Annotated in this window: 25 protein-coding genes and 4 tRNA genes; 15 read left to right on the top strand and 14 right to left on the bottom strand. The window is 39.6% G+C overall.

Annotated features, from left to right (window positions below; translation table 11 throughout):
• Positions 1-12: 12 nt before the first annotated feature.
• The 6 genes from tatB to GQR47_RS08860 all read right to left on the bottom strand — a co-directional run bounded on the left by tatB (position 13) and on the right by GQR47_RS08860 (position 4,811).
• Positions 13-345: a Sec-independent protein translocase protein TatB gene (gene tatB, locus GQR47_RS08885; RefSeq protein ID WP_024597077.1), complete on the bottom strand. Its 333-nt coding sequence runs from the start codon at positions 343-345 to the stop codon at positions 13-15.
• A gap of 5 nt (positions 346-350) precedes the next feature.
• Positions 351-599: a Sec-independent protein translocase subunit TatA gene (gene tatA, locus GQR47_RS08880; protein ID WP_004334954.1), complete on the bottom strand. Its 249-nt coding sequence runs from the start codon at positions 597-599 to the stop codon at positions 351-353.
• 80 nt (positions 600-679) lie between these two features.
• The gene (ubiB, locus tag GQR47_RS08875) at positions 680-2,281 is read right to left on the bottom strand and encodes a ubiquinone biosynthesis regulatory protein kinase UbiB (protein WP_024597076.1); all 1,602 of its coding nucleotides are present in this window, start codon (positions 2,279-2,281) and stop codon (positions 680-682) included.
• A 9-nt stretch (positions 2,282-2,290) separates the two neighbouring features.
• Positions 2,291-2,974 carry an SCP2 sterol-binding domain-containing protein gene (locus GQR47_RS08870; RefSeq protein ID WP_024597075.1) on the bottom strand — a complete coding sequence of 228 codons (684 nt, stop codon included), beginning with the start codon at positions 2,972-2,974 and terminating at the stop codon, positions 2,291-2,293.
• Positions 2,975-2,985: 11 nt separating this feature from the next.
• The gene (gene ubiE / locus GQR47_RS08865; protein WP_024597074.1) at positions 2,986-3,741 is read right to left on the bottom strand and encodes a bifunctional demethylmenaquinone methyltransferase/2-methoxy-6-polyprenyl-1,4-benzoquinol methylase UbiE; all 756 of its coding nucleotides are present in this window, start codon (positions 3,739-3,741) and stop codon (positions 2,986-2,988) included.
• Positions 3,742-3,824: 83 nt separating this feature from the next.
• The gene (locus GQR47_RS08860; RefSeq protein WP_004334947.1) at positions 3,825-4,811 is read right to left on the bottom strand and encodes a GGDEF domain-containing protein; all 987 of its coding nucleotides are present in this window, start codon (positions 4,809-4,811) and stop codon (positions 3,825-3,827) included.
• A 334-nt stretch (positions 4,812-5,145) separates the two neighbouring features.
• Here GQR47_RS08860 and GQR47_RS08855 point away from each other — a divergent pair, with 334 nt between their 5' ends.
• The gene (locus tag GQR47_RS08855) at positions 5,146-6,924 is read left to right on the top strand and encodes a DUF885 domain-containing protein (RefSeq protein ID WP_024597072.1); all 1,779 of its coding nucleotides are present in this window, start codon (positions 5,146-5,148) and stop codon (positions 6,922-6,924) included.
• A 175-nt stretch (positions 6,925-7,099) separates the two neighbouring features.
• Positions 7,100-8,581: an FMN-binding glutamate synthase family protein gene (locus GQR47_RS08850; protein ID WP_024597071.1), complete on the top strand. Its 1,482-nt coding sequence runs from the start codon at positions 7,100-7,102 to the stop codon at positions 8,579-8,581.
• 46 nt (positions 8,582-8,627) lie between these two features.
• Here the strand turns inward: GQR47_RS08850 and mtnK are convergent, their stop codons facing one another.
• Entirely contained in the window at positions 8,628-9,845 is a 1,218-nt protein-coding gene (mtnK, locus tag GQR47_RS08845) for an S-methyl-5-thioribose kinase (protein ID WP_024597070.1), read from the bottom strand.
• A 129-nt stretch (positions 9,846-9,974) separates the two neighbouring features.
• Between mtnK and mtnA the strand changes: the two genes are divergently transcribed.
• Entirely contained in the window at positions 9,975-11,000 is a 1,026-nt protein-coding gene (gene mtnA / locus GQR47_RS08840; protein ID WP_154903834.1) for an S-methyl-5-thioribose-1-phosphate isomerase, read from the top strand.
• A 62-nt stretch (positions 11,001-11,062) separates the two neighbouring features.
• Here mtnA and GQR47_RS08835 read toward each other — a convergent pair whose 3' ends face one another.
• Genes GQR47_RS08835 through GQR47_RS08825 form a run of 3 tightly spaced genes read right to left on the bottom strand, consistent with a single transcriptional unit; the run spans position 11,063 to position 12,914 of the window.
• Entirely contained in the window at positions 11,063-11,605 is a 543-nt protein-coding gene (locus GQR47_RS08835) for an acireductone dioxygenase (RefSeq protein WP_024597069.1), read from the bottom strand.
• Positions 11,602-12,288: an acireductone synthase gene (gene mtnC / locus GQR47_RS08830; RefSeq protein WP_024597068.1), complete on the bottom strand. Its 687-nt coding sequence runs from the start codon at positions 12,286-12,288 to the stop codon at positions 11,602-11,604. The genes GQR47_RS08835 and mtnC overlap by 4 nt, the downstream gene beginning before the upstream one ends.
• Entirely contained in the window at positions 12,285-12,914 is a 630-nt protein-coding gene (locus tag GQR47_RS08825) for a methylthioribulose 1-phosphate dehydratase (protein WP_024597067.1), read from the bottom strand. The genes mtnC and GQR47_RS08825 overlap by 4 nt, the downstream gene beginning before the upstream one ends.
• 108 nt (positions 12,915-13,022) lie before the next feature.
• Here GQR47_RS08825 and GQR47_RS08820 point away from each other — a divergent pair, with 108 nt between their 5' ends.
• The 3 genes from GQR47_RS08820 to GQR47_RS08810 all read left to right on the top strand — a co-directional run bounded on the left by GQR47_RS08820 (position 13,023) and on the right by GQR47_RS08810 (position 16,417).
• Complete coding sequence (locus GQR47_RS08820) at positions 13,023-14,165, top strand: methionine aminotransferase (protein ID WP_024597066.1); 1,143 nt, start codon at positions 13,023-13,025, stop codon at positions 14,163-14,165.
• Positions 14,153-14,926 (top strand): amidohydrolase, encoded by a 774-nt coding sequence (locus GQR47_RS08815; protein ID WP_024597065.1) that lies wholly within the window; start codon positions 14,153-14,155, stop codon positions 14,924-14,926. Before GQR47_RS08820 ends, GQR47_RS08815 begins: the two co-directional genes overlap by 13 nt.
• Before the next feature lie 75 nt (positions 14,927-15,001).
• Complete coding sequence (locus GQR47_RS08810) at positions 15,002-16,417, top strand: mannose-1-phosphate guanylyltransferase/mannose-6-phosphate isomerase (protein ID WP_024597064.1); 1,416 nt, start codon at positions 15,002-15,004, stop codon at positions 16,415-16,417.
• 30 nt (positions 16,418-16,447) lie between these two features.
• Here GQR47_RS08810 and GQR47_RS08805 read toward each other — a convergent pair whose 3' ends face one another.
• The 3 genes from GQR47_RS08805 to GQR47_RS08795 form a co-directional block, all read right to left on the bottom strand.
• Positions 16,448-18,604 carry a response regulator gene (locus GQR47_RS08805; RefSeq protein WP_024597063.1) on the bottom strand — a complete coding sequence of 719 codons (2,157 nt, stop codon included), beginning with the start codon at positions 18,602-18,604 and terminating at the stop codon, positions 16,448-16,450.
• Positions 18,605-18,771: 167 nt separating this feature from the next.
• A complete protein-coding gene (locus GQR47_RS08800; RefSeq protein ID WP_004334929.1) occupies positions 18,772-19,428 on the bottom strand; it encodes a response regulator transcription factor in 657 nt (218 codons plus the stop codon).
• 219 nt (positions 19,429-19,647) lie between these two features.
• Complete coding sequence (locus tag GQR47_RS08795; RefSeq protein WP_024597062.1) at positions 19,648-20,016, bottom strand: histidine triad nucleotide-binding protein; 369 nt, start codon at positions 20,014-20,016, stop codon at positions 19,648-19,650.
• Between the two features lie 92 nt (positions 20,017-20,108).
• Here GQR47_RS08795 and GQR47_RS08790 point away from each other — a divergent pair, with 92 nt between their 5' ends.
• Positions 20,109-20,708: a DUF2057 domain-containing protein gene (locus tag GQR47_RS08790; protein WP_024603644.1), complete on the top strand. Its 600-nt coding sequence runs from the start codon at positions 20,109-20,111 to the stop codon at positions 20,706-20,708.
• Positions 20,709-20,765: 57 nt separating this feature from the next.
• Here the strand turns inward: GQR47_RS08790 and GQR47_RS08785 are convergent, their stop codons facing one another.
• On the bottom strand, positions 20,766-22,607 hold the full coding sequence (locus tag GQR47_RS08785; RefSeq protein ID WP_024597286.1) for a M1 family metallopeptidase: 1,842 nt from the start codon (positions 22,605-22,607) through the stop codon (positions 20,766-20,768).
• A gap of 143 nt (positions 22,608-22,750) precedes the next feature.
• Between GQR47_RS08785 and murB the strand changes: the two genes are divergently transcribed.
• The 8 genes from murB to GQR47_RS08745 all read left to right on the top strand — a co-directional run.
• A complete protein-coding gene (gene murB / locus GQR47_RS08780; RefSeq protein WP_024597285.1) occupies positions 22,751-23,761 on the top strand; it encodes a UDP-N-acetylmuramate dehydrogenase in 1,011 nt (336 codons plus the stop codon).
• On the top strand, positions 23,758-24,750 hold the full coding sequence (birA, locus tag GQR47_RS08775) for a bifunctional biotin--[acetyl-CoA-carboxylase] ligase/biotin operon repressor BirA (protein ID WP_024597284.1): 993 nt from the start codon (positions 23,758-23,760) through the stop codon (positions 24,748-24,750). The genes murB and birA overlap by 4 nt, the downstream gene beginning before the upstream one ends.
• Positions 24,747-25,457, top strand: a complete 711-nt coding sequence (locus GQR47_RS08770) for a type III pantothenate kinase (protein WP_024597283.1) — start codon at positions 24,747-24,749, stop codon at positions 25,455-25,457. Before birA ends, GQR47_RS08770 begins: the two co-directional genes overlap by 4 nt.
• A 126-nt stretch (positions 25,458-25,583) precedes the next feature.
• Positions 25,584-25,659, top strand: a tRNA-Thr gene (locus GQR47_RS08765).
• Between the two features lie 40 nt (positions 25,660-25,699).
• A tRNA-Tyr gene (locus GQR47_RS08760) sits at positions 25,700-25,784 on the top strand.
• A 44-nt stretch (positions 25,785-25,828) separates the two neighbouring features.
• Positions 25,829-25,903: transfer RNA gene (locus tag GQR47_RS08755), tRNA-Gly, on the top strand.
• Between the two features lie 11 nt (positions 25,904-25,914).
• Positions 25,915-25,990, top strand: a tRNA-Thr gene (locus tag GQR47_RS08750).
• Between the two features lie 128 nt (positions 25,991-26,118).
• Positions 26,119-26,207, top strand: an 89-nt coding sequence (locus GQR47_RS08745) for a GTP-binding protein (RefSeq protein ID WP_233997923.1), incomplete at its 3' end; no start/stop codon positions are given.

The following is a 26,207-nucleotide window of genomic DNA, read 5'->3' as shown; positions in this document are numbered from 1 at the left end:
GAGAAATAAATTTCACTTTTTCTCATCAAGTTGTTGGTTATTTGATGTATCAGATTGTTGTTTTTTGTAGCTGTGAGTAACTGATTCAGCCGCTTTTTGTAGCTCTGTTAGTGAGCTTTGTAACTCAGGGCTTAAATCTTTTAATTCTTGCTGTTCTGCTTTTTTAAGGTTTTCGTGCAGCTCATGGATGCGAAGCTCTTCACTTACTTCGGCTTTTACTGAGTTGGCAAGTGATTTAGCGGTTTTAACCCATTTACTCACTGTTCTAATCGCAACAGGTAAGCGCTCAGGGCCGAGCACCACTAAACCAACAATAAAAATAACAACAAGTTCCCACATGCCCATACTAATTAAACCTTATTGTTATCTTTGTTTTTTTCAGTATCGGTTGAGTTGTCAGCAGTGTTTTTTTCTGATTGTTGAATTTGCTCGGATTTCTCTTTCTCGCTCATTTGATCATCTGACATTGCTTTTTTGAAGCCCTTTACAGCGCCCCCAATATCGCCACCCATACCGCGTAGTTTTTTTGTGCCAAAAAGTAAAACTATGATCGCTAAAACAATTAATAATTGCCAAATACTAATACCACCAAAACCCATGGTTTTCTCCAATATATAAAACGGTTAAATGTTTATTTTAAATACTAATTATACGCTCACTAGCGCAAATAGCACCCAGTTTATGCGCTGCGCCATGCCGCTATAAAGCTAATAGCCGATAAGCTTATTGCAAGACTTGCAGCTATTAAATCGTGCTGTAAATAACAAAGTGTTGCCATAATCATTGTAGCACTACCAAATAAACTCAATATTAAAGGTTTATGAGATACCTTTTGTTCTTGCGGTTGAATGTGTGGTGCACGCTTTAAATTTTGGTAAATTAGATCCGGTAACTCGGGCATTTTTTCAGCCCAAAATGGCAAGTTAGCATACATTTGCTTCAGTACTGATAGCGGCCCAACTTGTTGCTTTACCCAGTCTTCTAAAAAGGGTTTAGCTGTTTTCCATAAGTCGAGTTGTGGGTATAGCTGACGCCCCAATCCTTCAACGTATAATAAAGTTTTTTGTAGTAATACTAATTGCGGCTGTACCTGCATGTTAAAACGACGTGCAGTATTAAATAGATTTACGAGTACGTGCCCAAATGAAATTTCAGCCAAAGGTTTATTAAATATAGGCTCGCAAACTGTGCGAATCGCAAATTCAAATTCTTCAATGCTAGTATCTGGTGGTACCCAACCAGAATCAACGTGTAGTTGTGCAACTTGGCGATAATCACGATTAAAAAAGGCGATAAAGTTTTCAGCTAAATAGCGTTTATCTTCTTTGCTTAACGTACCAACAATACCGCAATCAATACCGATATACATTGGGTTTTCAGGGTGCTCTCGAGAGACGAAAATATTACCCGGATGCATGTCGGCATGAAAAAAACTGTCTCTAAACACCTGCGTAAAAAACACTTCTACGCCACGCTCAGCAAGTAATTTCATATTAGTGTTTTGCGCCATAAGTGCATCGGTATCAGAGACGGGTATGCCGTAAATACGCTCCATCACCAGCACATTGCTACGGCTGTAATCACTGTAAACTGCAGGGATGTATAATGAATCAGAGCCTTCAAAATTGCGTTTTAGTTGAATGCCGTTGGCACCTTCTCGCATTAAGTCGAGCTCGTCTAGGAGTGTTTTCTTATATTCTTTAACTACTTCTACAGGACGCAGGCGTTTTGATTCGTTATGTACTTTTGCAAGTACCTTTGCGAGCTTTTCCATTAGCGCTAAATCGGCATTAATTTGCTCATAAATATTGGGTCTAATAACCTTAATTACGACATCTTGCTCAATACTCTGCTCATCAATAAGTTTTGCTGTATGTACTTGCGCTATAGATGCAGAGGCCAGTGGAGTTTGTGAAAACTCACTAAATAATTCACTTATATCGTTAATTTCGAGCGCTTTTTCTATTATTTTTTGTGCAAGTTCGCCTTCAAATGGTTGAACTTGATCTTGCAAAAACGCAAGCTCTAAAGCGATATCATGAGGGAGTAAATCACGACGAGTAGAGAGCATTTGACCAAATTTGATCCAAACAGGACCCAGCTCTTGCAATGCTAAACGTAAACGTAGCCCCGCAGGTTTTTCTTTGTGCTGATTACGCAGCCAAAATAAACTGCCACGGGCTATTTTACCAAACCAAGGCACTTTATGCTTTGGAATTAGCTCGTCTAGTCCATAGCTAAGTAACGTTTTGGTGATGTTATACAAACGTGCAGTCGACACAAAAAATCCTTAGCGGGTGTTTGAAGGTAAAAAAGAATTTAAGAGGGCGTTAATGCGTTGCTCAACGGCAGCGACTTGTCCTTTGAGTTCTCTATTTTTTTGTTTAAATTGCTCAAGTTCTAATGGATGAATAGTAATTGCGAGCTCATCTTGGCATAAACTTGTAAGCATGGTACTTATTTTAGTATTGGTTTTGCTGCTCTTTTGTTTTAGTTCTTTTAGGTGTAGATATAACTGCTGAGCGGGGGTATCGCCAATGTATTTAGAAAGTTGTTCAGGCCAATCAATATCAATACCTGAAAATGCATTGCTATAAGTTTGCGCAATATTTAAATCGCCTTGTAAGTCGAGCTTATCTTGGCGAATTAATTGGGTAAGCATTGCAGGGTTTTTGAGCGCTAAAAGTGTTTCTATATCTGCGCTGATCATACAATCTGCGTTTTCGTTACTTTGGGCACTGTATAAGTGTAATTGATCAGCACTATAAACGAGTTGGATGCTTTGTTGCCAATCTCTTATTTCAACCACTAAGCGCTTATGTTTAACGGCGTTTAGCTTTTGAGATAATTGTGGGTCAAGGCTAAGCGCTTGATTTAGTACACGCTCAATAAGCGAAAGTACAAAATTAGGTAACATAAAAAACTCAGATGACATTGCACCATTATTGCTTTTTGTTATTTTTTCAAGCGCCATAACTGCTAGCCTTAATATTTAAAACCACGATGCAGTGCAACAATTCCGCCTGTGAGGTTTTGGTATGTTGTTTGTTCAAAGCCCGCATCTTCCATCATCGCTTTTAATGTGTCTTGATCTGGATGCATACGAATAGACTCAGCTAAATACTTGTACGATTCACTGTCGTTAGCAACTAGCTTACCCATTGTTGGCAATAAATTAAATGAGTAAAAATCGTAAGCTTTACTAAGTACGTCATGCTCTGGTTTTGAAAACTCTAAAACAAGTAATCTGCCACCTGGCTTTAAAATACGGTACATAGAGCGTAATGCTTTGTCTTTATCGGTAACGTTACGTAAGCCAAAGGCAATAGTGATCACATCAAAGCTATTATCTGGAAATGGCAGCATTTCAGCATTCATTTGTACGTAGTCAATATTGCCTACTAAGCCAAGATTGTGTAGTTTTTCACGACCAACCTTAAGCATAGATGAATTTATATCGCCCAAAACAACTTGACCGGTCTCGCCAACTAGTTGACTAAATTTTGCCGTTAAGTCGCCAGTGCCGCCGGCTAAATCGAGTACATGATGGCCTTTACGAACACCTGAGCTTGCAATAGTTTGACGTTTCCATAAACGATGCACACCAAAAGACATTAAATCATTCATTACATCGTATTTTGCAGCTACTGAGTGAAATACATCAGCAACCATAGAAGCTTTATCGCCCTCGGCTACTGTTTTATAACCAAAATGCGTGGTCTTTTGTTCGGTTTCGTTCATGACTAATCTCTATCGTGACAATAGAGGTTAGTGTACTTTATTGTACGCAGTAGGTGCAATTTGAATATGATTTATCAGGTAATTTATTGCCCTGCAGTGTAGCTACTTTGCCCTAATGACCGCGCTTTAAAAGCCGCATGAGACGCTTTTTTAGCTAACTGGTTAAAATCATCTTCTTGTAGATGTTGAGCAATTCCTAGAGATAAGCCAATACTAGGTAACTTAATCCCTGTTTTTGAACTAACAAAGCGAAGCTTTTCGACTCCATTTCGGACTTTTTCAGCTATAACATTGGCTGTTTCTGGGTCTATATCGGCGAGTAAAACAGTAAATTGATCTTTAGCTGTGCGGCCAGGCAAGCCACTTTGAAAAACATATTTTTGCACTTGTTTAGCTACTTTATTCAAAATAACTTCACCAATTATATCACCGTAATTTTCAGTAAAGTGATCAAGGTTATCTATTTGAATCGCAATGGCGCAAATAGACTTTTTTTGATTAGTCCATACTTGAGTTTGTTGCGTTAAATAATGGCGTTTATAAAGCCCTGTTTGGCTATCAATAATATGTTGTTTACGAAGTTGATTTAGCTGCTTTTTTGTTTTTTCGTGTAGTTGTTTGGCTTTACTTAGTTCTTGCTTAAATTGCTTGTGTTGATTTAGTAATTCGGCGGTTTGATTATGAAGTACTTCAAGCGCTTGACGGCTTTGTTCTATGTTGTTCTCATCTAGTGAATGTACGCATTCGCTCACCTGACCCGCAAAGCGAATTATCTGTTTTTCAGTAGCTTGAGAGTTTTGAGAAAGTGAACTTATAACACCATCAACATTTTGAATCATGTTGACTTGCTCTGTGTGACCGGTATTTAAAAATTCAGCATGGAGCTGTTCAATTAAAACACTGTCTATATTATCTTCAACCGCAATAGCGCGGTCTAAGGCTTTGTTCAGCTCAAGGTTAGTTTGGCTAGTATAGGTATAAACAACTTGATAATTGAGCGGCGTAGGAGAAAGTGCATAGCGCTCTAAAAACACACACACTTTAGTCATCTTCTCTTGTGCAATAGCCATGGAATCATGGAACATCATTTTAAATACCAACTAAGTACGCATAAGTGCAAATTTTAAAATATCTCATTCCATGAGGCGGTTATGCGTCCGAGCTTTTTATTATTTTTTTATACAGTAATCATTATCCGCGCTATTTAAAAGCAAAAACGATAGTTAGGGAACTTAAATTTTACTTTAGCAGCCCAATCGCTGTTTTTCTCATCAATTCGGCTGGTTTTTACTTCTGTTAACGTATGTAGCATTATTTCAACATGCTAGTTTGTCTCATTTACTTGCTATTTCTTTAGCCTACGATAGTTTTATGCAATCTATTGCATCATCAAGTTAAATAATAATGAATCTTTTTTTACCAAAAACGCTTCGCCAAACGCTTCTTGGCATAACTGCTTTATGTTCGTTAAGTGCATGTCAAATAACCACACCCAATGCGGATGAACAGTTTACTCAAGTAGCACAATCTATTGTTCAATATAGAGAAAGTATAAACCCTTATAGCAGTTCAAAAGGGGTTGATGGCTATTTGCTTGCCAATTTATCGCCAGAATTTTTAGCAAAGCAGTACAAAAGTAATACTCAATTATTAGCAGACTTAGATGCCGTAGATGCAACTAAGCTTAGTGACGAAAATCAAATTAACTTAAGTATTATTCGTGCTCAGGTGCAAAATAGCGTTGATGAATATGTGTTTAATGCGCATTACATGCCGCTTACATCTGAGTATGGTTTTCACTCCGGTCTGTCGTACATCGTTAACAGTTCTCAATATAAAAAAGAGCAAGATTTAGAGACATACCTTGCACGTTTAGCACAAATCCCCCGCTTTTTTGAGCAAAATATATATTGGATGAAAAAAGGGCTCGAAACAGGTCTCACCCAACCAAAAGCAGTTTTAGAAGGATACGAAGACTCCATAAGTACTTATATTGTTGATGATGTAACTCAATCAGAATTTTATAAACCGTTTTTAGCTAACACTGCCAGTTTAAGTGAGAGTGACTTTTATGCACTTCAACAGCGAGCTAAAGTTGTTTTAAAAAATAAAGTAATACCAGCATATAAAGGCTACTTAACGTTTTTTACTGAGCAATACCAACCGGGCGCCCGCACAAGTATTGGTATTTCAGAAACCCCTAATGGCAAAGCTTTTTATAAAAATCGTGCTAAGCATTACACCACTACCGACATGACACCAAAAGAGATCCACGAGCTAGGCTTAAAAGAAGTTGCTCGCATTCGAGGTGAAATGGAAGCTGTAATAAAAGAAGTTGGTTTTAAAGGCTCATTTGCTGAGTTTATTCACTTTTTACGTACCGACCCACAGTTTTACGCAACAACACCTGAGCAACTTTTAAAAGAAGCATCTTACATTGCTAAAAAAATGGATGCACAGCTGCCTAAGTTATTTCATACCTTACCGCGTAAACCTTATGGCGTGGCACCGGTACCCGCAAGTATTGCCCCTAAATACACAACAGGTCGGTATTCTGGCTCTAATCGAGATGATGAAGCTGGATACTACTGGGTAAATACTTACGCTTTAGATAAGCGCCCTCTGTATGTTTTAGAAGCATTAACGTTGCACGAAGCAGTGCCAGGTCATCATTTACAAATATCACTTAATGCAGAGCTTGAAAATTTGCCGAGCTATCGTCGTGATGCTTACCTTTCGGCATTTGGCGAAGGTTGGGGGCTTTACTCTGAATATTTAGGTTTAGAGGCAGGCTTTTATCAAGACCCATATAGCCGTTTTGGTCGCTTAACTTATGAAATGTGGCGAGCAGCACGTTTGGTTGTTGATACAGGGATGCACATGTATGGCTGGAGCCGCGAGCGAGCTATGAACTTTATGAGCGAGAACACCGCGCTTTCGCTGCATAATGTTAAAACAGAAACTGACCGTTATATATCTTGGCCAGCTCAGGCACTGTCATACAAAATTGGTGAGTTAACTATTAAACGTTTACGTGTTGAAGCAGAGCAAGCGCTTGGACCAAATTTTGATATTCGCGAATTTCATCATCAGGTTCTTCGCCATGGTTCAGTGCCCTTGTCAGTATTAGAAACACAGGTACGTTTATATATAAAAAATGAGTTAACTAAGCTGCAAAATTAGCTTTGTAGGGCTTATAAACCTTGAACAAACAAAGGTGTTGTGTCATTTTGACCGCAACACCTTTTTTATACCACAGACCTAGTAATGTAGTTTATTTTAGCGACTCCAATCGTCAAAATATTCAGATACTACGCAATAGGTATTATTTAAAAATATAGCCATCAAGGGGCCTTAGATGAGCAATTTCATTATGTTTAGTATTGACGTATTTGCGAGTATTTTTATTATCGCACTTGGGTTAATTGTGCTTACTGTTATTATTTTTTACTTTCGCGATATAACACAAACAAAACATGCTATTAGGCGTAACTACCCAGTAATTGGCCGCTTTCGATATTTTTTTGAACGCCAAGGTGAATTTTTCAGACAATACTTTTTTGCTCTCGATCGAGAAGAAATGCCATTTAACCGCGCTGAGCGCAGTTGGGTTTACCGCGCAGCAAAAGATGTCGATCGCACCGCTGCATTTGGTTCAACACAAAGCTTAGAAGTGACGGGTACGGTTATGTTTATGAACTGTGCTTTTCCTACTTTAGATGAAGAGGCACTTGACCCGAGTAATGTTACTTTAGGTCCGTATTGTAAAACACCTTACACCACTAATTCGTTATTTAATGTGTCGGGCATGAGCTTTGGTGCGCTTTCAAAGCCTGCTGTGCGCGCTTTATCAAAAGGTGCTAAATTAGCGGGTTGCTGGATGAACACAGGTGAAGGGGGCTTAAGCCCTTACCACCTTGAAGGTGGCGCCGATCTGGTATTTCAAATTGGTACAGCTAAATATGGTGCCCGAGACGAGCATGGAAACTTAAGCACCGAAAAACTTAAAGAAATAGCAGCTCACGAACAAGTTAAAATGTTCGAGCTAAAAATGAGCCAAGGTGCAAAACCAGGTAAAGGCGGTATGTTACCAGGGCGCAAAGTTAACGCCGAAATAGCTAAAATTAGGGGTATTCCAGAAGGGCAAGATTCGATTAGCCCAAATGGACACCCTGAAATTAAAAACCCAGCCGATATTCTCGATATGATTGCCACTGTGCGTAATACCACAGGAAAGCCAACAGGCTTTAAAGCCGTTATTGGTGATTACACCTGGTTAGAAACGTTATTTGCAGAAATAAATCATCGTGGCATTGAGTCGGCACCCGATTTTATAACAATTGATAGTGCTGATGGTGGTACGGGGGCTGCACCGCAGCCGCTTATGGATTCGGTGGGTTTACCTCTTCGCGAAAGCTTGCCGCTTGTAGTTAATATGCTTGAAAAGCACGGGCTTCGAGATCGCGTGAAAATTATTGCATCGGGTAAATTAATCGTACCTTCAAAGGTTGCTTGGGCATTGGCGCTCGGTGCTGATTTTGTTGTATCGGCTCGTGGTCATATGTTTGCACTGGGCTGTATTCAGGCAATGCAATGTAATAAAGATACCTGTCCAACCGGGATCACTACGCATAACGAGCGTTTGCAACGCGGCTTAAATGTAGCTGATAAAGCGCAACGAGTAGCTAACTATAATAAATATATTCATTACGGAGCCGGTTTAATTGCTCACTCATGCGGTGTAACAAGTGCACGAGAGTTGGCTCGTAAGCATGTACGTATAGTGCAAGAAAGTGGGCTTTCAGAGCCGCTTGATAAAATTTATGAAAACTACAAGTAAGTTTTAACTAACTAGAAGGCGCTTATAGCGCCTTTTTTAATGCTTGTTAGTTTAATTGGCTTATTAATAAACTAAGGAATGCTTCTTTGTTGTTGCATGTTTGTGCATTTAAAATAAGTTGCTCGCCTAGTGCTAATGTTTGTTTTTGCACTGTAAGGCGCGCATTGTCATCACTAATACTATCTATATCGCTTACGTGCGCAAGCCCAATAGTGCGCCTAATTAACTCAGCACCACAGTAACCAACAGCATCTTGCAATACGTTTTTCATAAAGTATTGCGCATAGCTTACTGGCGCTAGTGATTCATCTGTTGTTTTAGTGCGTATTAATTCAAGCCATTGCTGCTCAAATAAACTATAGGTGTCTACGATACAGCTAAGTAAATGTGTTTGGTAATTGCGACGTGCTACAAAGTCATCAATATGACCTGCTTGCGCGCAGTAATTCAATAGTAAATTACCAATAAAAGAGCCAATATCGAACCCAATAGGCCCAAAAAAGCCAAACTCTGGGTCAATCATCTTTGTATTATTACAATCAACAAAAATGCTACCGCTGTGCATATCACCATGAAGTAATGTTTGCGGGTTAGATAAAAAATTAGCTTTTAGTTTTGCTATTTCTAACTTCAATGCGTTGTTTTTTTGTATTGCGTCAACTTCGTTTTGTAGTTGCTTTGGGTAGTTATTGCGTTCGTGCTCAATGTACGGATCGCTAAAAAATAAGTCTTCAGTGATTTGGCAAAGCTCAGGATTAGTAAATTGGCTAACGAGTGCTTTTTTAGTTTGCGCGGTTAAGTAAAAATCTGAATTATAAAAGCCGGTGTGGCTTAAGTAGGTCGCTACGTGCTGCGCTAATTTAGGGAATTGCTCTGCATTATTTTGTGCAGTACGCAATATTTGTAAATTACCTAAATCTTCTAAAATAGTCAGCGCTTGCATTTCACTATAATGTAAAACATTAGCAGTATAAGTAGGGCAAATAGCACCATGGTTAAGTAAAACTTGTGCTTCTATACGGGCTCTATCAAGCGTTAATGGCCACGACTCACCCACGCAACGCGCGTAAGGCAGAGCTTGCTTTAAAATAACACTATTGTTTTGCTCATCAGTAATTCTAAATACTAAATTAAGATTGCCATCACCAAACTCATATGCCGATAAGGTTTGTCCGGAATCAAAAAAATTACATTGTTTAGATTCAATTAATGTCGATACGTAATCGATAGCGCGCTGTGCATTAAAAGCAACATAGTTAGTCATGGTTTAAATCTCAAAAATCAGCTTTTAAGCATTCTATACTTTTAAATGTTTAGATGTCTACAAGTCTAACTTGAGAGTTATTCAAAGTGGTGTAAAATAACGTTACGCATTTTTAATACCTTAAGCATTATGCAAAACTTAATCGCAAGCAGTTTAAAATATGAAAACGGGTCGCTTAGTGTGCTCGACCAATATTTACTACCTCACCAGCAGGTATGGCATCAGTGCCATGATGTAGAAACCATGAAAGAGCTGATCATTAACTTAAAAGTGCGTGGAGCCCCACTTATTGGTTTAGGCGCGAGCTTGTTAGTGGCGTATTTAGCTGAGCAAGGGGTAGTGAAAAGTGAGCTTGAAAAAGCAATCAATGAACTAGAAGCCACTCGTCCAACGGCGGTTAATTTAATGCATTGTATGGCGGCATTGCGAAAAGCTTTAACGCAAAGCGATTATGTTGCCGGTATTGTTAGTACTGCTGAGCGGTTGTTTATTGAAGATATTGAGCTGTGTGAACGAATGGCAAATCGTGGTGCCGAGCTTATAAATAGTGGCGACAACATATTAACTCATTGTAATACAGGGGCGCTTGCAACCGCTGGTATTGGTACTGCACTGGGTGTTATTTACAAAGCGCAGCAAAAACATGGCAACGTACATGTGTGGGTTGATGAAACACGACCATTATTACAAGGCGGCCGCTTAACGGCCTTTGAGCTTGAGCGCTGGGAAATACCGTACACATTAATTTGCGATAATATGGCGGCAAGTTTAATGGCTGCAGGTAAGGTGGATAAAATAGTAGTAGGGGCTGATCGTATTGCTGCCAATGGTGATTTTGCTAATAAAGTGGGCACCTATAATTTAGCCGTACTTGCGTATTTTCATAACATTCCATTTTATGTCGTTGCGCCTATTACCACGCTTGATACCAACACCGCTTGTGGTAATGATATAGAAATAGAGCAACGTAATCCTCAAGAAGTGCGCGGAGTTAGCGGTAGCTTTGGCGAGGCTTTATGGGCGCCCATCAATGCTAATGTATATAACCCTGCATTTGATATAACGCCGGCAAAACTGGTCACAGGGTGGGTGTTAGATACAGGTGTTTATAACCAAAGTCAGGTTGAAAATGGCGATCTCATAAAGCTTAAGTAGCTTCGCGATGTTTTGGTCCACGTTATGTTTATCAGTGTGGACCAAGGTTTTGAATGGCTAACTTACGATAATAGCGGAAATTGCTCTGCAATAGACGAGGCAGTGCTTTTTGCTACCCAGCCTTCTGTATTGTTAAATAAGCGAATGGCAGTAAACTCAGGGTCGCTTCCCATATCAAACCAATGCGGGGTAAGTTCAGGCACTGAAATTAAATCGCCTTGTTGGCAAAGTACCTGGTAAACCTTATTGCCTAAATGCAGGCAAAATAGCCCTTGGCCTTTTACAAAAAAACGCACTTCGTCTTCACTATGAGTATGTTCAAATAAAAACTTTTTGCGCAGCTCTGATGCGCCAAGATTACCTTTAGCTAGAGATATAACGTCTACTGTTTGATAGCCATTTTCGGTTTTTAACCGATCTATATCGTTTTTGTACGCACTAATAATTTGCTCGTGGGTGGTGTGCTCATTAATATTTGCATTTGCTTGCCATTGTTCAAAACGTACGTTTACTTTAGCTAGTTGCTTTGTAATATCATCAGCATTTGATGTGCTTACAAGTGCTTTGCTTGCATCGTTGTCAGCATATATTGTTAATTGACTCATACTAATTGCTCCAATTTAAATTGGCTAAAGTTATTAATATAAGGGTGTGCTTTAGTGCTTGCTTGCCCATCACGAATTAAATGTAGTGTTTTTAAGCCTGCAGCTTGCGCGGCATCAAGCTCGCCGGCTACATCACTTAAAAAGAGTATTTCTGCTGCTTTAAACGGTAACAGCTCAACAATGGTGTTATAGGCCATTTGCTCTTGTTTTGCGCCAACTTTGGTGTCAAAAAAGTCAGTAAACAAGCTGCGAATGTCACCATAATCACTGTATTTAAAAAGTAGCTGCTGCGCTTTTACTGACCCTGACGAGTACACATATAAAGCTATATCGTTGTTGTACTGAGCTTGTAAAAAATCAAATGCATCTGGGTATAAATGACCCTTAAAATCACCGTGTTCATACCCTGTTTGCCAAATTAAGCCTTGTAACTGTTTAAGTGGAGTGATTTTTTTATCTCCATCAATCCAGGTAAGTAAAGTGCTAATGACCTCTTCAATATCGGCGTTTGGCTTTTCGATAAGGGCTTTTACGGCACTAATTTGCTCAGCTACATCTGGCTTATTAGCATCGGCACGTACAAAGGTAGGTAACTGTTTTGCTGCGTAAGGAAACAACACCTCTTTAACAAACGAGATACGGGTTATTGTGCCTTCGATGTCGGTTAAAATGGCTTTAATCATTTAGTTACTCCCGCTTGAATACCTATTATTTTTAGGCGCTCTAGTTCGCAGCGAAATAAAAACTCTAAGGCTTCTAGGTGGCGACGAACTTCATCAATATTACGTCCTACTGCATATAAACCATGACCACGTATCAGTACGCCGTGCTCTATAGGTGTATGTAAATGATGGTCACTGACCAGTAGGCTTAATCGGTCAATATCTTGATCGTTATCGAAAATAGGAATGCTCAGCGTTTCTAAATGCGAAGTAAAGCCGCTCAGTGCTTTTTGCATTTCATAGCCTGTTAAATCAAGCTGATGCCCTTGGGTAATTTGCGACAGTACGGTAGCGGCTACAGAGTGAGTATGCAAAACACACTGCGCATCAGGTATAAGCTGATACAAACTTAGGTGTAATTGTGTTTCTGCCGATGGTTTTACAGCTCCTGCTAGGCGCTCGCCTTGATGATCTAATTGCAAAAAATGCTCTTGCGTCAGTGAGCCTTTATCGTGCCCACTAGCTGTAACAACAAAGCCAGTGCTAGTACGAGCTGAAAAGTTTCCGCCTGTTGCGGGTACCCAGCCTTTTTGGCTAACCCATTTTCCGGCTTCAATAAGTTGTGAAATAGCGGTATTGTTTTGCATACATTCCTCACTAATGAGCGTAAAGTTAATTGTTTTTAGACGGCTATACTTCTGTTTTAAGCAATGATAGCATCGCTTTAAGCGCAAAACCATCATTAAGGGCATCACGTGTTTGAAAGTAAATTACCAAATTTAGGCGTTAGTATATTTAGCCAAATGAGCGGGTTGGCTAATGAGTTTTCGGCAATTAATCTCTCTCAAGGCTTTCCTGAGTTTGATGCTCCTGATCTTTTAAAAACGCAGTTAAATTATTATGTGCAGCAGGGCGTTAATCAATATTCACCTTCAAGTGGTGTACCACGATTACAGCAACAAATTGCTGATTTAGCAAAGCGCAAATATGCAGCTGATATAAACGCAGCTGATCAAGTGACTGTTACCTCGGGTGCAACAGAGGCATTGTTTGTGGCTATTCAAACAATTGTGCGCCCCAGTGATGAAGTGATTGTATTTGACCCTGCATATGACTCTTACCAACCGGCAATTGAACTCGCTGGTGGAAAGTCGGTACACATTGTTTTAAGTGCGCCAAATTACACCATTGATTGGCAAGTAGTAAGCCAAGCAATTACTAAAAATACCCGTGCAATTATTATAAATACGCCTCATAACCCAAGCGGTAAAATATTACAGCCACAAGATATAAAAGCGCTTAAAGAGTTAGTTGGTACTCACAATTTGTATGTAATAAGCGATGAGGTATATGAGCACATTACGTTTGATGAACAACCGCATTTAAGCGTATTACGCGATGATGAATTATTTGCCAAAAGCTTTGTTGTATCGAGCTTTGGTAAAACGTTTCACAGCACGGGCTGGAAAATGGGTTACTGTATTGCACCTGCCGATTTAGCTGTCGAATTTAGAAAAATTCATCAGTACGTTACGTTTTCAAGTTTTACCCCCGCACAGCATGCGCTTGCCGATATGCTCGAGCAGCAAGGTGAGCATATAGATGAGCTAAGCGGGTTTTATCAGCAAAAACGCGACTTATTAGCGAGTCATTTAAGTAACAGCCGTTTTAAAATTTTACCTAGCCAAGGCACTTACTTTTTATTGTTAGATTACAGCGATGTATCGGATTTAAACGATGTTGAATTTTGCCATTGGTTAGTAGAGCAAGCAGGTGTTGCGGCTATTCCGTTAAGTGTGTTTTATCAAAAGCCACCAACCGATAAAGTAATTCGTTTATGCTTTGCTAAAAACGACAACACTCTCATAGAGGCAGCGCAAATATTATGTCAACTTTAACTATTACAGCATTGCAAAGCTCGCTTCACTGGCTTGATAAAGACGCTAATTTAGCCATGTTTAATAAACAGCTTGAAGCAATTACTAATCAGCCCGATCTTATTTTACTGCCCGAAACATTTTCGACTGGCTTTGCTATTAATTTAGATTGTGCAGAGCCCGAAAGCGGTAAAGTACTTACTTGGTTAAAGGCACAGGCTCATAAACATAATGCGGTTATTGCCGGTTCGGTACTGGTTGCGCAAGGCAATAAAAAAGCCAATCGGTTTTATTGGGTAAAACCCGACGGAGAGGTGAGTTATTACGACAAACGCCATTTATTTCGCTTAGGCAGTGAGGGCGATTACGTTGTAGCAGGGCAAGCGCGCAAAGTTTTTGAAATCAAAGGCTTTAAACTATTACCGCAGGTATGTTACGACCTCCGCTTTCCGGTATTTCAACGTAATAATAACGACTACGATGTAATGATAAACGTAGCAAATTGGCCAGCTGTACGCCGCCACATATGGGATACGCTACTTATGGCGCGTGCAATGGAAAACCTGTGTTACGTAGTAGGCGTTAATCGCGTAGGGGATGATGGTAATGGTGCCGCGCACAATGGTGGTACAGCGGTATACGACTTTAAAGGCGATGCCTTGACTAAAGCGCAAGATGACACCGAACAACTAGTTACTATAACACTTGAAAAAGCACCACTGGATGAGTTTAAAGCGGCGTTTCCTGCCTATTTAGATGCAGACTCTTTTACATTAATATAAACACGTTAATTTAGCGCAGAGCCAATAAAGTGTTAAAATGGCCGCTGATATTTTTTGTTGGCGGCAAATTTCGTAATGAACACTTTAATCACTCCTGTAATTTTAGCAGGTGGCATAGGCTCTCGCTTGTGGCCGCTTTCTCGCCAAGCAATGCCTAAACAATTTTTACCACTACTAAATGAAAACACGTCATTGCTACAAAGTACGTTGGCGCGTGTTTCTGATGGGTTGTTCGATAATGCTATTTTAGTGTGTAACGAACAGCACCGATTTATTGCCGCCGAGCAAGTTGCAAGCTTAGCTCCTAGTGCATTATTACTTGAGCCTAACGGTAAAAATACCGCGCCTGCTATCGGATTAGCGGCGCACTACGCACTACAAAATGGTGTTACTGGTCCGCTACTAGTGATGCCTGCCGATCATCATATTGAAAACTTTGATGCATTAACAGCTAAGCTCCCAGAAGCTGTAAAATTTGCTGAGCAAGGGAAGTTAGTGACGTTTTCGATTACACCTACAAAGCCACATACTGGCTATGGCTATATAAAACAAGGCGCGGCTATTGCTGGAACAGGTTGTTACGATGTCGCTCAATTTAAAGAAAAGCCTGACTTAGATACAGCGAACCGTTATTTAGCTCAAGGAGGTTATAGCTGGAATAGCGGCATGTTTTTATTTACCCCAGCAGCCTATTTAAAAGAGCTAGAACGATTTGCGCCAAAAATAGCAACGAGTGTCGCCGCAGCCGCACAATTTACTAAAGATTTAGGGTTTACCCGCCCAAGCAACAGTGCGCTTGAACATTGCCCAAGCAATTCAATTGATTACGCCATTTTAGAGCGAAGCGATAACGTAGTTGTTATGCCTGTTGATTTAAAATGGAGTGATGTAGGCAGTTTTTCATCCCTTGATGCGCTTACAAAAAAAGATGAAAACGGTAATAGTTTAAATACTAATTATATGGCTCAAGAAAGCACTAATAACTTAGTTATTAAAGAGGCTGAGCACACAATAGCCACGCTTGGGGTGAGTAATTTAGCGATTATTCATACTCATGATGCCACGTTAATCGCAAATCAAAATGAGCTGGATTCTCTGCCTTTGTTGCTCAAGCAAATTGCGACAACACAGGCTGATAAACTTAACCATCATCAAGTGGTTTTTCGCCCGTGGGGGAATTACCGTACTTTGGTTGAGGGTACTGGCTTTAAAGTTAAAAAAATTACTGTTAACAGCGGTGCTAAGCTTTCGACGCAGCGCCATCAGCATCGCGCTGAACATTGGGTTGTGGTTTCGGGCATTGCAGATGTATGCATTGATGAGCAGGCGTATACGCTAACGCATGACCAATCGTGTTATATCGCCGCAAAACAAATTCATAACTTGGCTAATAATCAAAAAGAGCCGTTAATAGTCATTGAAGTGCAAACCGGTGCTGTACTTGATGAAAGCGACATAGAGCGATTTGATGATAAATATGGAAGAGGCTAATAATTAGCTGTTTTTAAAGCTAATTCACTATTACTCTAACTGCCCACGCACAAACTTTAAATATTGCTCTAAGCTTCGTTGCCACAGATCTAACGCTTCATCAAGCATATCGTTGTGTGGTTTTTTATCGAGTAAACGGCGCTCTATTTTTTTAAGCTCAAGACCATAGCGATTAAAGCCAAGTTGCAGAGCAGTGCTTGCTTGTCGATGTAAAAGCTTAATGCATTGCTCTGGTTGTTGATCAATAAGCTTTTGACAGCGAATTAGCTTGTTACGCGCCGAAAGCACAAACTCATTATAAATCGACGACACTTCATCTTCACTAAACGAGCTGGTGAGTGTTTCGGCCGCTGTTTTGTCATACAAGGTATCAATAAGCTCTACTGCAATACTCGCAGTTTGATTAGATTGAGAGTCGCTAAGTGCTTGGCGAAGCTTCTCGTGCTTAATAGGCTTACCTACAATGTCTTTTATACCTAATTCTAAATACTCTTTTACTTCGTCAGGGCTAAGGCTTGCAGTAAATGCGAGTACTGGCGTTCGTTGATTTTTATGATCAATGCGTTTTAGCCGTTTAAGTACTTCTTGGCCTGTTAAATCAGGTAAGTTCATATCAAGCAAAACAACATCGAAGTGGTGAGCTTGCATGAGCTCTATTGCGCTTTTCCCATCTTTTGCGAGCTTAATTTTGTGCTCATCGTCGGCCATAAATTCTATAGCAATTTTTTGATTTAAATCTAAATCTTCAACCAGTAGTACATCAAGACCTGTTAAGTAATCTTTAGTTTGATGGCGCTGCTCTACAAGGCTTAATTCACCTAAGGTAAAAGTAACGGTAAAGCTAAATACACTGCCGGTTCCAAGCTGGCTAGCTATTTCGAGTCGGCTACTGAGCTTTTCAAGTAGGCGACTGGTAATAGCTAAACCAAGGCCGGTCCCACCTTTCTCTTTTCCTGCACTGCTTTGTACGTAGGGCTCTGTTAAGTAAGCTATCTCATCATTTTCTATACCTGGCCCTGAATCTTTTACACTAATTTTTATAGTGTGCTCAAGTTGCTTTTCTAAAACTAAATCAACCTGAATTTTAACGGTTCCGTGGTCTGTAAACTTAATGGCATTACCCACTAAATTAATAATTATTTGCCTAAGTTTTTGCTGGTCGCAGTAATAACAGGCTTGCTCAGGAATATTACATATTAGTTCAAACTTGAGCTGTTTTTGCTCGGCGAGAGGACTTAGTAATAAGCATAAATTATTAAGCCATGTTTTAAACTCGACATCTTCTTCGTAAAGCGCTTCGTCACTTTGATCCAAACTTGCATAATCGAGTACTTTATCTACCAATAAATTAAGAGATTCGGCAGAATTTATAATCGCCTCGCAATAGGCTTTATTGCGAGTATCACTTGTTTGGTTCATAACAAGTTGAGCACTGCCCAAAATACCGTTAAGCGGGGTGCGAATTTCGTGGCTTATAGTAGATAAAAATAACCCGCGTATTTCTAAATCTTTTTGTGCTTTATCGGCTAACTTATTGAGATGCTGCTCTCTGCGCTCATTACACAATAACGCCATACCTGCAGCATAAAACATGGGCGCAATTACGCCATTTAAAAATAGCAAAGAGCTAAACCAGCCGTTTACTAAAAGGTTTTTTTGTTCAATGTTATTCATAAATAACGAGCGGCCAATAAAGCTTAAACCAACAAGCGTTAAAATGGTTATGTATACAATACTGCCATTAGGGTAGGGTTTGCGTGCACACTTAATAAATATAAACAGTAAAAAACCGGCTTCTGCTATGTGTTGTATATCGGATGCAATTACTCTTTCGTGCAAAGATGGGTCAAAAAAGGTGTAATAACCAAGCATTACAGTGCAAAAAACGGTCACTGAGCAAAGTAATTTAAAACCAATACCGTGATAATTTAAAAACTGACTGAGCGATAAACAATGCACTATTGATGCGGCAAACATCATGCTACTGGCAGCGCTAATAATTACTAAATTATGTGTATCACCAACAAGAGTAAAGCCAATAACTGAGCCTAATAGCAATATGGGATAGAAAATATAAAGCAATGTGCCTGGAATTTGTTTGTTTGTTCGCCACGTCAAAAAGTTAAGTAAAGTCATTACAACCATGATGGCGATGCTGGCAAAATAAAGAGTGAAAGAGTCGAGCATTAATAGTCCAGCAAAGTAGTTTTTAAACAAATATTATTAAAAGTATACACTTATACCAATTTTCAAAACAGATCACTTAAGTAAGCAAATTAGTATTAAATAAGTACGCAACACATACAAAAACAGACACCTAAGTGTCTGCTTTTAATTTTAAACTAAATATTTGATTAACGAATTTCATCAGGAATATTTTGCTGTGCCCAAGATAGGAGCTCAATACGGTTACGACATTTAGTTTTTCTAAATGCGCTATATAAATGTGTTTTAACAGTGTGTGGACTGATACTTAAATCTTCTGCGATCTCTTTATTCTTCGAACCTTTACTCATTAGTGAGATTATTGCTTTTTCTCGTTTAGTGAGTTTAACAGGCTCAATATCACCTTCAGTTAATTTATGCAGGGCATCTTTATTAAACTGAAGCATACGATTTAATGCATTACACATTATATCGCGGCGATACCAAAGTTGATCTTCAAGTAGTAAGCGAATACCTTTCATTAATACATCGGCGTTATCTGTTGTGTAAAACACGCCACGAATACCGCTCAACAATGCACGGTTAGCAAGTTCAGGGTTTTCGTCTAGATTAAATAATATGATATCGCATTTAATACGTAGGTTTACTAGTTGTTCTTTTAGTTTTCCCCATGCATCCTTGCTTGATGTTTCAATAAACAAAAGTCGAGTCCCTTCAGGTATGTCTAAAATATTAGTACCTGTGGTTACGTCAAGGCCTTGCGTTTTTAACAAAGGTTCTAAAACGTTAATACCAATAGTGTTAATTGGCTCTTGATCTAATAACAAAAAGGCTGAACTGCTCATGTTTTTATACTCTTTTATAAAGCTGACTGACTGAGTTTATCACGACTTCCACACCTTTTGTATTAGAAAGTCGTTGATGTACTCAATAACAAATACGATATTACGATTATTTAAACATAAAATGTTGCAAATAAGTAACTATTTATTATTTATAACCATGAAAAACCATAACATTTGTAACTAATTAGTTGAGTGGAATAGTTTAGTGAAAAATTTTAATTAATTTACTTTTTTTACATTTTGATAAGGTGGCCACCCCATCTCTTTACCGGCAAGCATGTGTAAATGTATGTGATAAACAGTTTGCCCACCATGTTCGTTACAGTTCATAACTACGCGGTATCCGTCCTCAGCAAAATTATGTTGCTTAGCTAATTTAGCTGCGGCTACGTATAAGTTGCCTACTAAATGTGAGTTTTCAGGATTTATATCATTTATAGTAGCAATTGCTTTTTTTGGGATAATTAATACATGAAATGGCGCTTGTGGGTTTATATCTTTAAATGCGAGAGTGTTTTCATCTTCGTAAATAATATCTGCCGGAATTTCACGATTAATTATTTTGGTAAAAATAGTTTCTTGGCTCATAGTGTGTTCCTAATTAAGTGTTGTGAATTTTAAGCTCACTAATGACAAACTTTCAAAGCAGTGTCAAACTGAAATCAAATAAAGGAGTTAATATGCTTAAACCAATTTTAATAAGTAGTGCAGTTGCATTACTAGTTAGTTTTTCGGCTAATGCTGAGAATATTCACTTTCCAGAAGAAATTGTACCACTGCAAGTGGGCGATAAAATGCTAGAAAGCTCTTTGTTTAGTCGTATTGACGATGTCGAGCTTGCTCCAGGGACCTATCAGCTTAGGCTAAAATACACCGATTTATATGAAGATGATTATGACACGCATGAAGTTATAGAGTCGGAACCATTTTGGGTAAATGTAACTGTTGAAGCAGGTAAAGATTATACCTTAGTGTTTAATCGTGCTGAAAATGCGGTATCTGCAAAAGTATTTGCAGAAGCCCCTCAAGTGAGTTTAAAAGCAAAAAGTAGCGCTGTTGCTAAACCTTTAAGTGTTATTTCTAACACGCAGCTAGCAAGCAATAAACCGGCAATGCAAAATACAATGCCTGCAGGACCTTCTCGTCCTAGTCAGCCAATAAAGCCGATAGCACCAATTACAGGTAAAGGCATGCCAAGTGCGCCGCAAATGCTTGATTTTTGGTGGCAGCAAGCCACGGCTACGGAGCGTAAAGCTTTTTTAGAAAAAGTAAAAAAGTGAAAAACAGAAAAACAAAAGGGCCAAATTTGGCCCTTTTTAGTTTCTAATTAACGCTATTTATTCAAATAATGCGTCAATAGTACCCTGTGCAAGAGGGTGATACCCAGGGCGTGCTTTTAAGTACACGCTTTGAGCCCACTCTTTTTTACCGTTAGTGATAAGTGATTTGTATAACGGCACAATTAACTTACGACGGCCAATACCTGATAAGTGCTTATTAAGCGCAGGATAAATTGGTTGATAACCATTACCTACTGCTAGCATAAACCAAGCAAATGCACGTTCAGCATTCGTTGATTGCGTTAGATTAAATTCACTATCAAGCTCGCTCATTTTCTCTATGCTTAAATCGCGTGGTAAGTTATTTAAAAAGTGTAGCCACTCATGCACAGACCAATCAGCTGTTGGTAGTTGAGCAGCTGTTGTGTCGCCTTTTAGCCATGCTGCTGTTGCAGTATCTACTTTATCAAATGCATCAGAAGTAGGATTGGGCGCATCACTTGGTAAGCCAGGTTCAAAAATCCATTCGTTTACTTTATCCATACTTACAACACCCGGGTACTTCTCAATTAAGTTAGCTTTTAAGTAAGTAACAAATTGCGCGGTAGTAAGTGATTTAAACGAAAACTCTTTAAAGTAGGCTTTTACGAACGGGTCAAACTTATCGCGGCCATATTTGTTTTCTAGATAGATTAAAAATAACTGACCTTTAGTGTAAGGCACTGAGCTAAACGCATCATCTGGGTCACGGCCATTAAGCTTTAAATTAAGGCGTGTATCTGGTGCATCAATTGTTTTAATTTGTGCGCGTAAAGACGCTGAATCAAGTGCTTGTTCCATAACCGCACGGTCACGACCAAATACTTCTTCCATAATGCGGTTTTCAACGTACGAGGTAAAACCTTCGTTTAACCATAAATCTTCCCACGTTGCGTTAGTTACTAAGTTACCTGACCAAGAATGAGCAAGCTCATGGGCAATAAGGTTAACTAAGCTTTTATCACCGGCAACAACCGTTGGGGTTATAAATGACAAGCGTGGGTTTTCCATGCCACCAAACGGAAAACTTGGCGGTAGCATTAATAAGTCGTAGCGACCCCATGCATATTCGCCGTACATAGCGTTTGTTTTGTCGATCATGGCTTGGGTGTCGTCAAATTCAGCAACTGAGGCATCTAAAATTGTAGGCTCAGCAAATATGCCCGTTTGGTGCGACATTGCTTTAAATTCTAAGTTACCTGCACCAATAGCAATTAGGTAAGGTGAAATTGCTTGTGGCATATCAAAAATGTAGTCGCCATCTTTATAAAGCGCATCTTTGTTGTCGGCACTCATTACTGCTCGTATATCTTTTGGTGTATGAATTCGTGCAGAGTAAGTTACACGCATTGCGGGTGTATCTTGCACTGGGATCCAACTACGTGCATGAATTGCTTGCGATTGGCTGTACATAAATGGATGCGTTTTACTTGCCGTTTGCGTGGGTGTTAACCATTGCAGGCCAGATGCTTCTGGACGACTGTTGTAGTAAATACGAACTACTTCAGCTTGGTTTTTAAACTTAATAGTAAGCTTTGAACCTTTAACGTCATCTCGCTTAGCTAAATCAAAAGTCGCCTTTTTCCAGTTACCACTTTGGTCTTTGTACATTACTTTATCAATGTCTAAGTCGCGGGTATCAAGTACCAGAGTTCTACTTTTGCTGTTGTTCCACTGAAGAGTATGCTCCACAAAACCTTCTAACTGCTTGTCGGCAAAGTCGACATCTAAATCAAGGTTTAAGTGAGTAGTAACAACATCATCAAGGTTAGCATACGAGTTTTGGTCAATCGCATTAGCCATTGCTTGCGAACACATACCCGCCATAGCGAGGCTTAAAAAAAGAGGTTTAATTTTCATCATTACTCTGAACACAAATAAAAAAGTGCTGGTTTTATATCACGATTGACACGGTGGGTTGAGTGATTTTTACAATCTAGTGCCACATTTGCGACGATGAGGTAAACTATTGCGATTAGTTACCGGTATTTTTAGAGAGCTTTGTGGCGCATTCATTACACTCCTTACATACATTCGCATTAAACAGCCAATGCCAAAATTTTGTTGAAATTACTCAGCTTGAGCAACTTAAAACGCAAAGTTTTAGTGCACCGTTTTGTTTGCTAGGCGAGGGCAGTAATACCGTATTTTTAAATGACTACATGGGTACGGTTATAAAAATAGCCTTAAAAGGTATTAAAATTACCGAGCGTGAGAGCGACACACTAATTAGTATTGCTGCAGGCGAAAACTGGCATCAACTAGTCAGTTATTTATTAGAGAAAAAGATACCCGGGCTTGAAAATCTAGCACTTATACCGGGCACTGTGGGTGCATCGCCGGTACAAAATATTGGTGCTTATGGCGTTGAGATAGCTAAATTTATTGAGTTGGTAGAATACTTTGATATAACCACTAACACTATGCATTCATTAAATAACGAGCAATGTGAATTTGCTTACAGAGACTCAATATTTAAACATGCCCTTAAAAATAAAGCGGTGATCACGCAAGTACACTTAGCGCTTCCAAAAAAGTGGCAACCAGTATTAAGTTATGGCCCCCTGCAGCAGCTAGATGTTATTACACCGCAAGCAGTGTTTGAGCAGGTTATAAAAACGCGTAATAGTAAATTACCAAACCCATATACATTGCCAAATGCGGGCAGTTTTTTTAAAAACCCAATAATTACTAACCAGCAGTTAGCTGAGCTATTAAAGCAGTTTGCAGATTTACCTCATTACGAATATGGGCAAAGTCATCACAAGGTCGCAGCAGGTTGGTTAATCGATCAAAGTGGTTTAAAAGGGCACCGCGAGGCCGGTGTAGAAGTGCATGAACAACAAGCGCTAGTGCTTGTTAATCACGGAAATAGTGAAGGTAGTGACCTAATAAAAATGATTAAACACATTCAGCAAGTGGTTTATACGCGCTACAACATTATGCTTGAGCACGAAGTACGTTTAATAGATTCGTGCAGCGAATGCCATATTAACGCGGAACCTGAGCAATGAAAGCACCTGATGGAAACAAACTCGCTATTTTAAATGCACTCAACCAAGGAGGCTTTGTATCTGGGCAAGCCTTGGGTGAAAAGCTAGGGATTAGCCGAGCTGCGGTTAGTAAACATATTAAAACGTTACAAGAAATGGGCTTGGATATTTTTAAAGTGACTGGCAAAGGCTATTGTTTGAATAGTCAGGTGGGCCTTTTAAATAAAACGCAAATTGATCAACACTACAAAGCGCTAGGTGATAATACGGCCAATGTAGAAGTACACCCTATTATAGATTCGACCAACAGTGAGCTTATGCGCCGTATACAGGCTAAAACAGCGCTTGAGTCTGGGACTGTTATTGTTGCTGAAATGCAGCAAGCAGGGCGCGGCCGACGCGGCCGTGTTTGGCAATCCCCATTCGGCGCTAATTTGTATTACAGTTACTTTTGGCGTTTAGATGACGGGCTTCAAGCTGCAATGGGTGTATCAATTGCAGTAGGCCTTGCAGTTTATGATGCAATTAAAGCGTTATACCAAATTGACGTAGAGCTTAAATGGCCTAACGATATTTATATAAATAAGCAAAAGCTTGCAGGTGTATTAGTTGAACTCGACGGACAGCCGCAAGGTCCTTGTCAGCTTGTGATTGGTATAGGTATCAACTTACAAATGCCAGACAGCTTTAGCCAACATATAGACCAAGCGTGGACCGACTTAAATCAACATACCCAACAGCTAGATAAAAACCAGCTGGTGGCATCGCTTACTCATCATTTAGAGCAGCGTTTAGTGCAGTATCGTCAAACAGGTTTGCAAAATATGTATGAGCAATGGAATTCACTCAATGCATTTGCTGGTGATTATGTTGAGCTTAATACAGGGCACCGAAGCTGGCGTGGAATATGTGAAGGTATTGACCCACAAGGTGGAATACGAATTCGCCAAGATGGTGAAGTAAAAAGTTATTATGGTGGGGAAGTCTCCCTCAGAAAGGCGCAAGTATGAGATTACTGATCGACGTAGGAAATACATCACTAAAAGCTGTGCTGTGGGATAACGATCAAGCACAACCAGCAGATATAAATAACCTACCTTGGTTGCAAATAACCGAAGTGATTTATGCGTGCGTAGGGCGCAGTGATTTATTAAACGATATTCTAACGCAAGCGGCTAGCAATAATATTACTTGCTTTGAAGCCAAAGTAACCAAAACGCTTGGAGATCTTGTATGCGCTTACGAGCACGTAGGTAACTTAGGCATCGACAGGTGGCTTGCGCTTATTGCAGGCTTTACATTATACCCACATAAAGCATGCATTGTTGTTGATGCAGGTACTGCGACAACAATTGATGTGCTTGATAATGAAGGTAAGCATTTAGGCGGCTGGATTTTACCTGGGCTTGATTTAATGACCTCATCACTTACACAAAACACCCAACGTGTTTTTGATGACGGTAAAACACCATTTACTAATGAATTGGGTAAAAATACGCCAAACGGTTTAAAAAATGGTGCTTTAGTGGCAACCATCGGTGCAATTGAGCAGGCTAAGCTGAATTTAACGGCTCAAAAAACAGAACAAGCACCACAAATTATTTTTGCTGGTGGCTATGGCTCGCTATTGCAACAGCAATTTGCAGGAAGTATTTTTGATTCATTGTTAGTAATGAAGGGCTTAAATTATTGGTATGAATTAACCGAAACAGTATAAAAAAGTGCAAAAAACGTGTTTTCGCGTGAATATTGAGCATTTAAACTAAAAATTTACACTTTTTTTAATTTTATTGTTGCATCCCAATAAACCTTACTCTAATATCTCGCCCCGTACTAAAGCAGTGCCGACTTAGCTCAGCTGGTAGAGCAACTGACTTGTAATCAGTAGGTCAACCGTTCGACTCGGTTAGTCGGCACCACTTTCCTTTTACCGGAAGTGAATTAGTAGAGAATTATCGTGGAGGGGTTCCCGAGCGGCCAAAGGGATCAGACTGTAAATCTGACGGCTCAGCCTTCGCTGGTTCGAATCCAGCTCCCTCCACCACTTTATTCTTGACGGTTAGAGGTAGTTTAAGAACAGATTTTTATGCGGGCATCGTATAATGGCTATTACCTCAGCCTTCCAAGCTGATGATGCGGGTTCGATTCCCGCTGCCCGCTCCAGTTCTTGTGTTGCTGATATAGCTCAGTTGGTAGAGCGCACCCTTGGTAAGGGTGAGGTCGGCAGTTCGACTCTGCCTATCAGCACCAGTCCTAAGAATCTCCTTGATTACTTCCTTTATCTGTCAGAAAATACTATTTGAAAAAATTAACTTAATCTACCTCTGGTGGATTATTTTCATATGTAATTTAGATACACAAAACTGATAGGTTCCGTCATGGCAAAAGAAAAGTTTGAACGCGTAAAACCGCACGTAAACGTTGGTACAATCGGCCACGTTGACCACGGTAAAACTACACTAACTGC

It is taken from the genome of Pseudoalteromonas sp. Z1A2 (assembly GCF_011378755.1).
Classification (GTDB): Bacteria; Pseudomonadota; Gammaproteobacteria; order Enterobacterales; family Alteromonadaceae; genus Pseudoalteromonas; species Pseudoalteromonas distincta.
The sequence above is the reverse complement of the archived record's forward strand: the minus strand, read 5'-3'. Positions and strand labels throughout refer to the sequence as shown.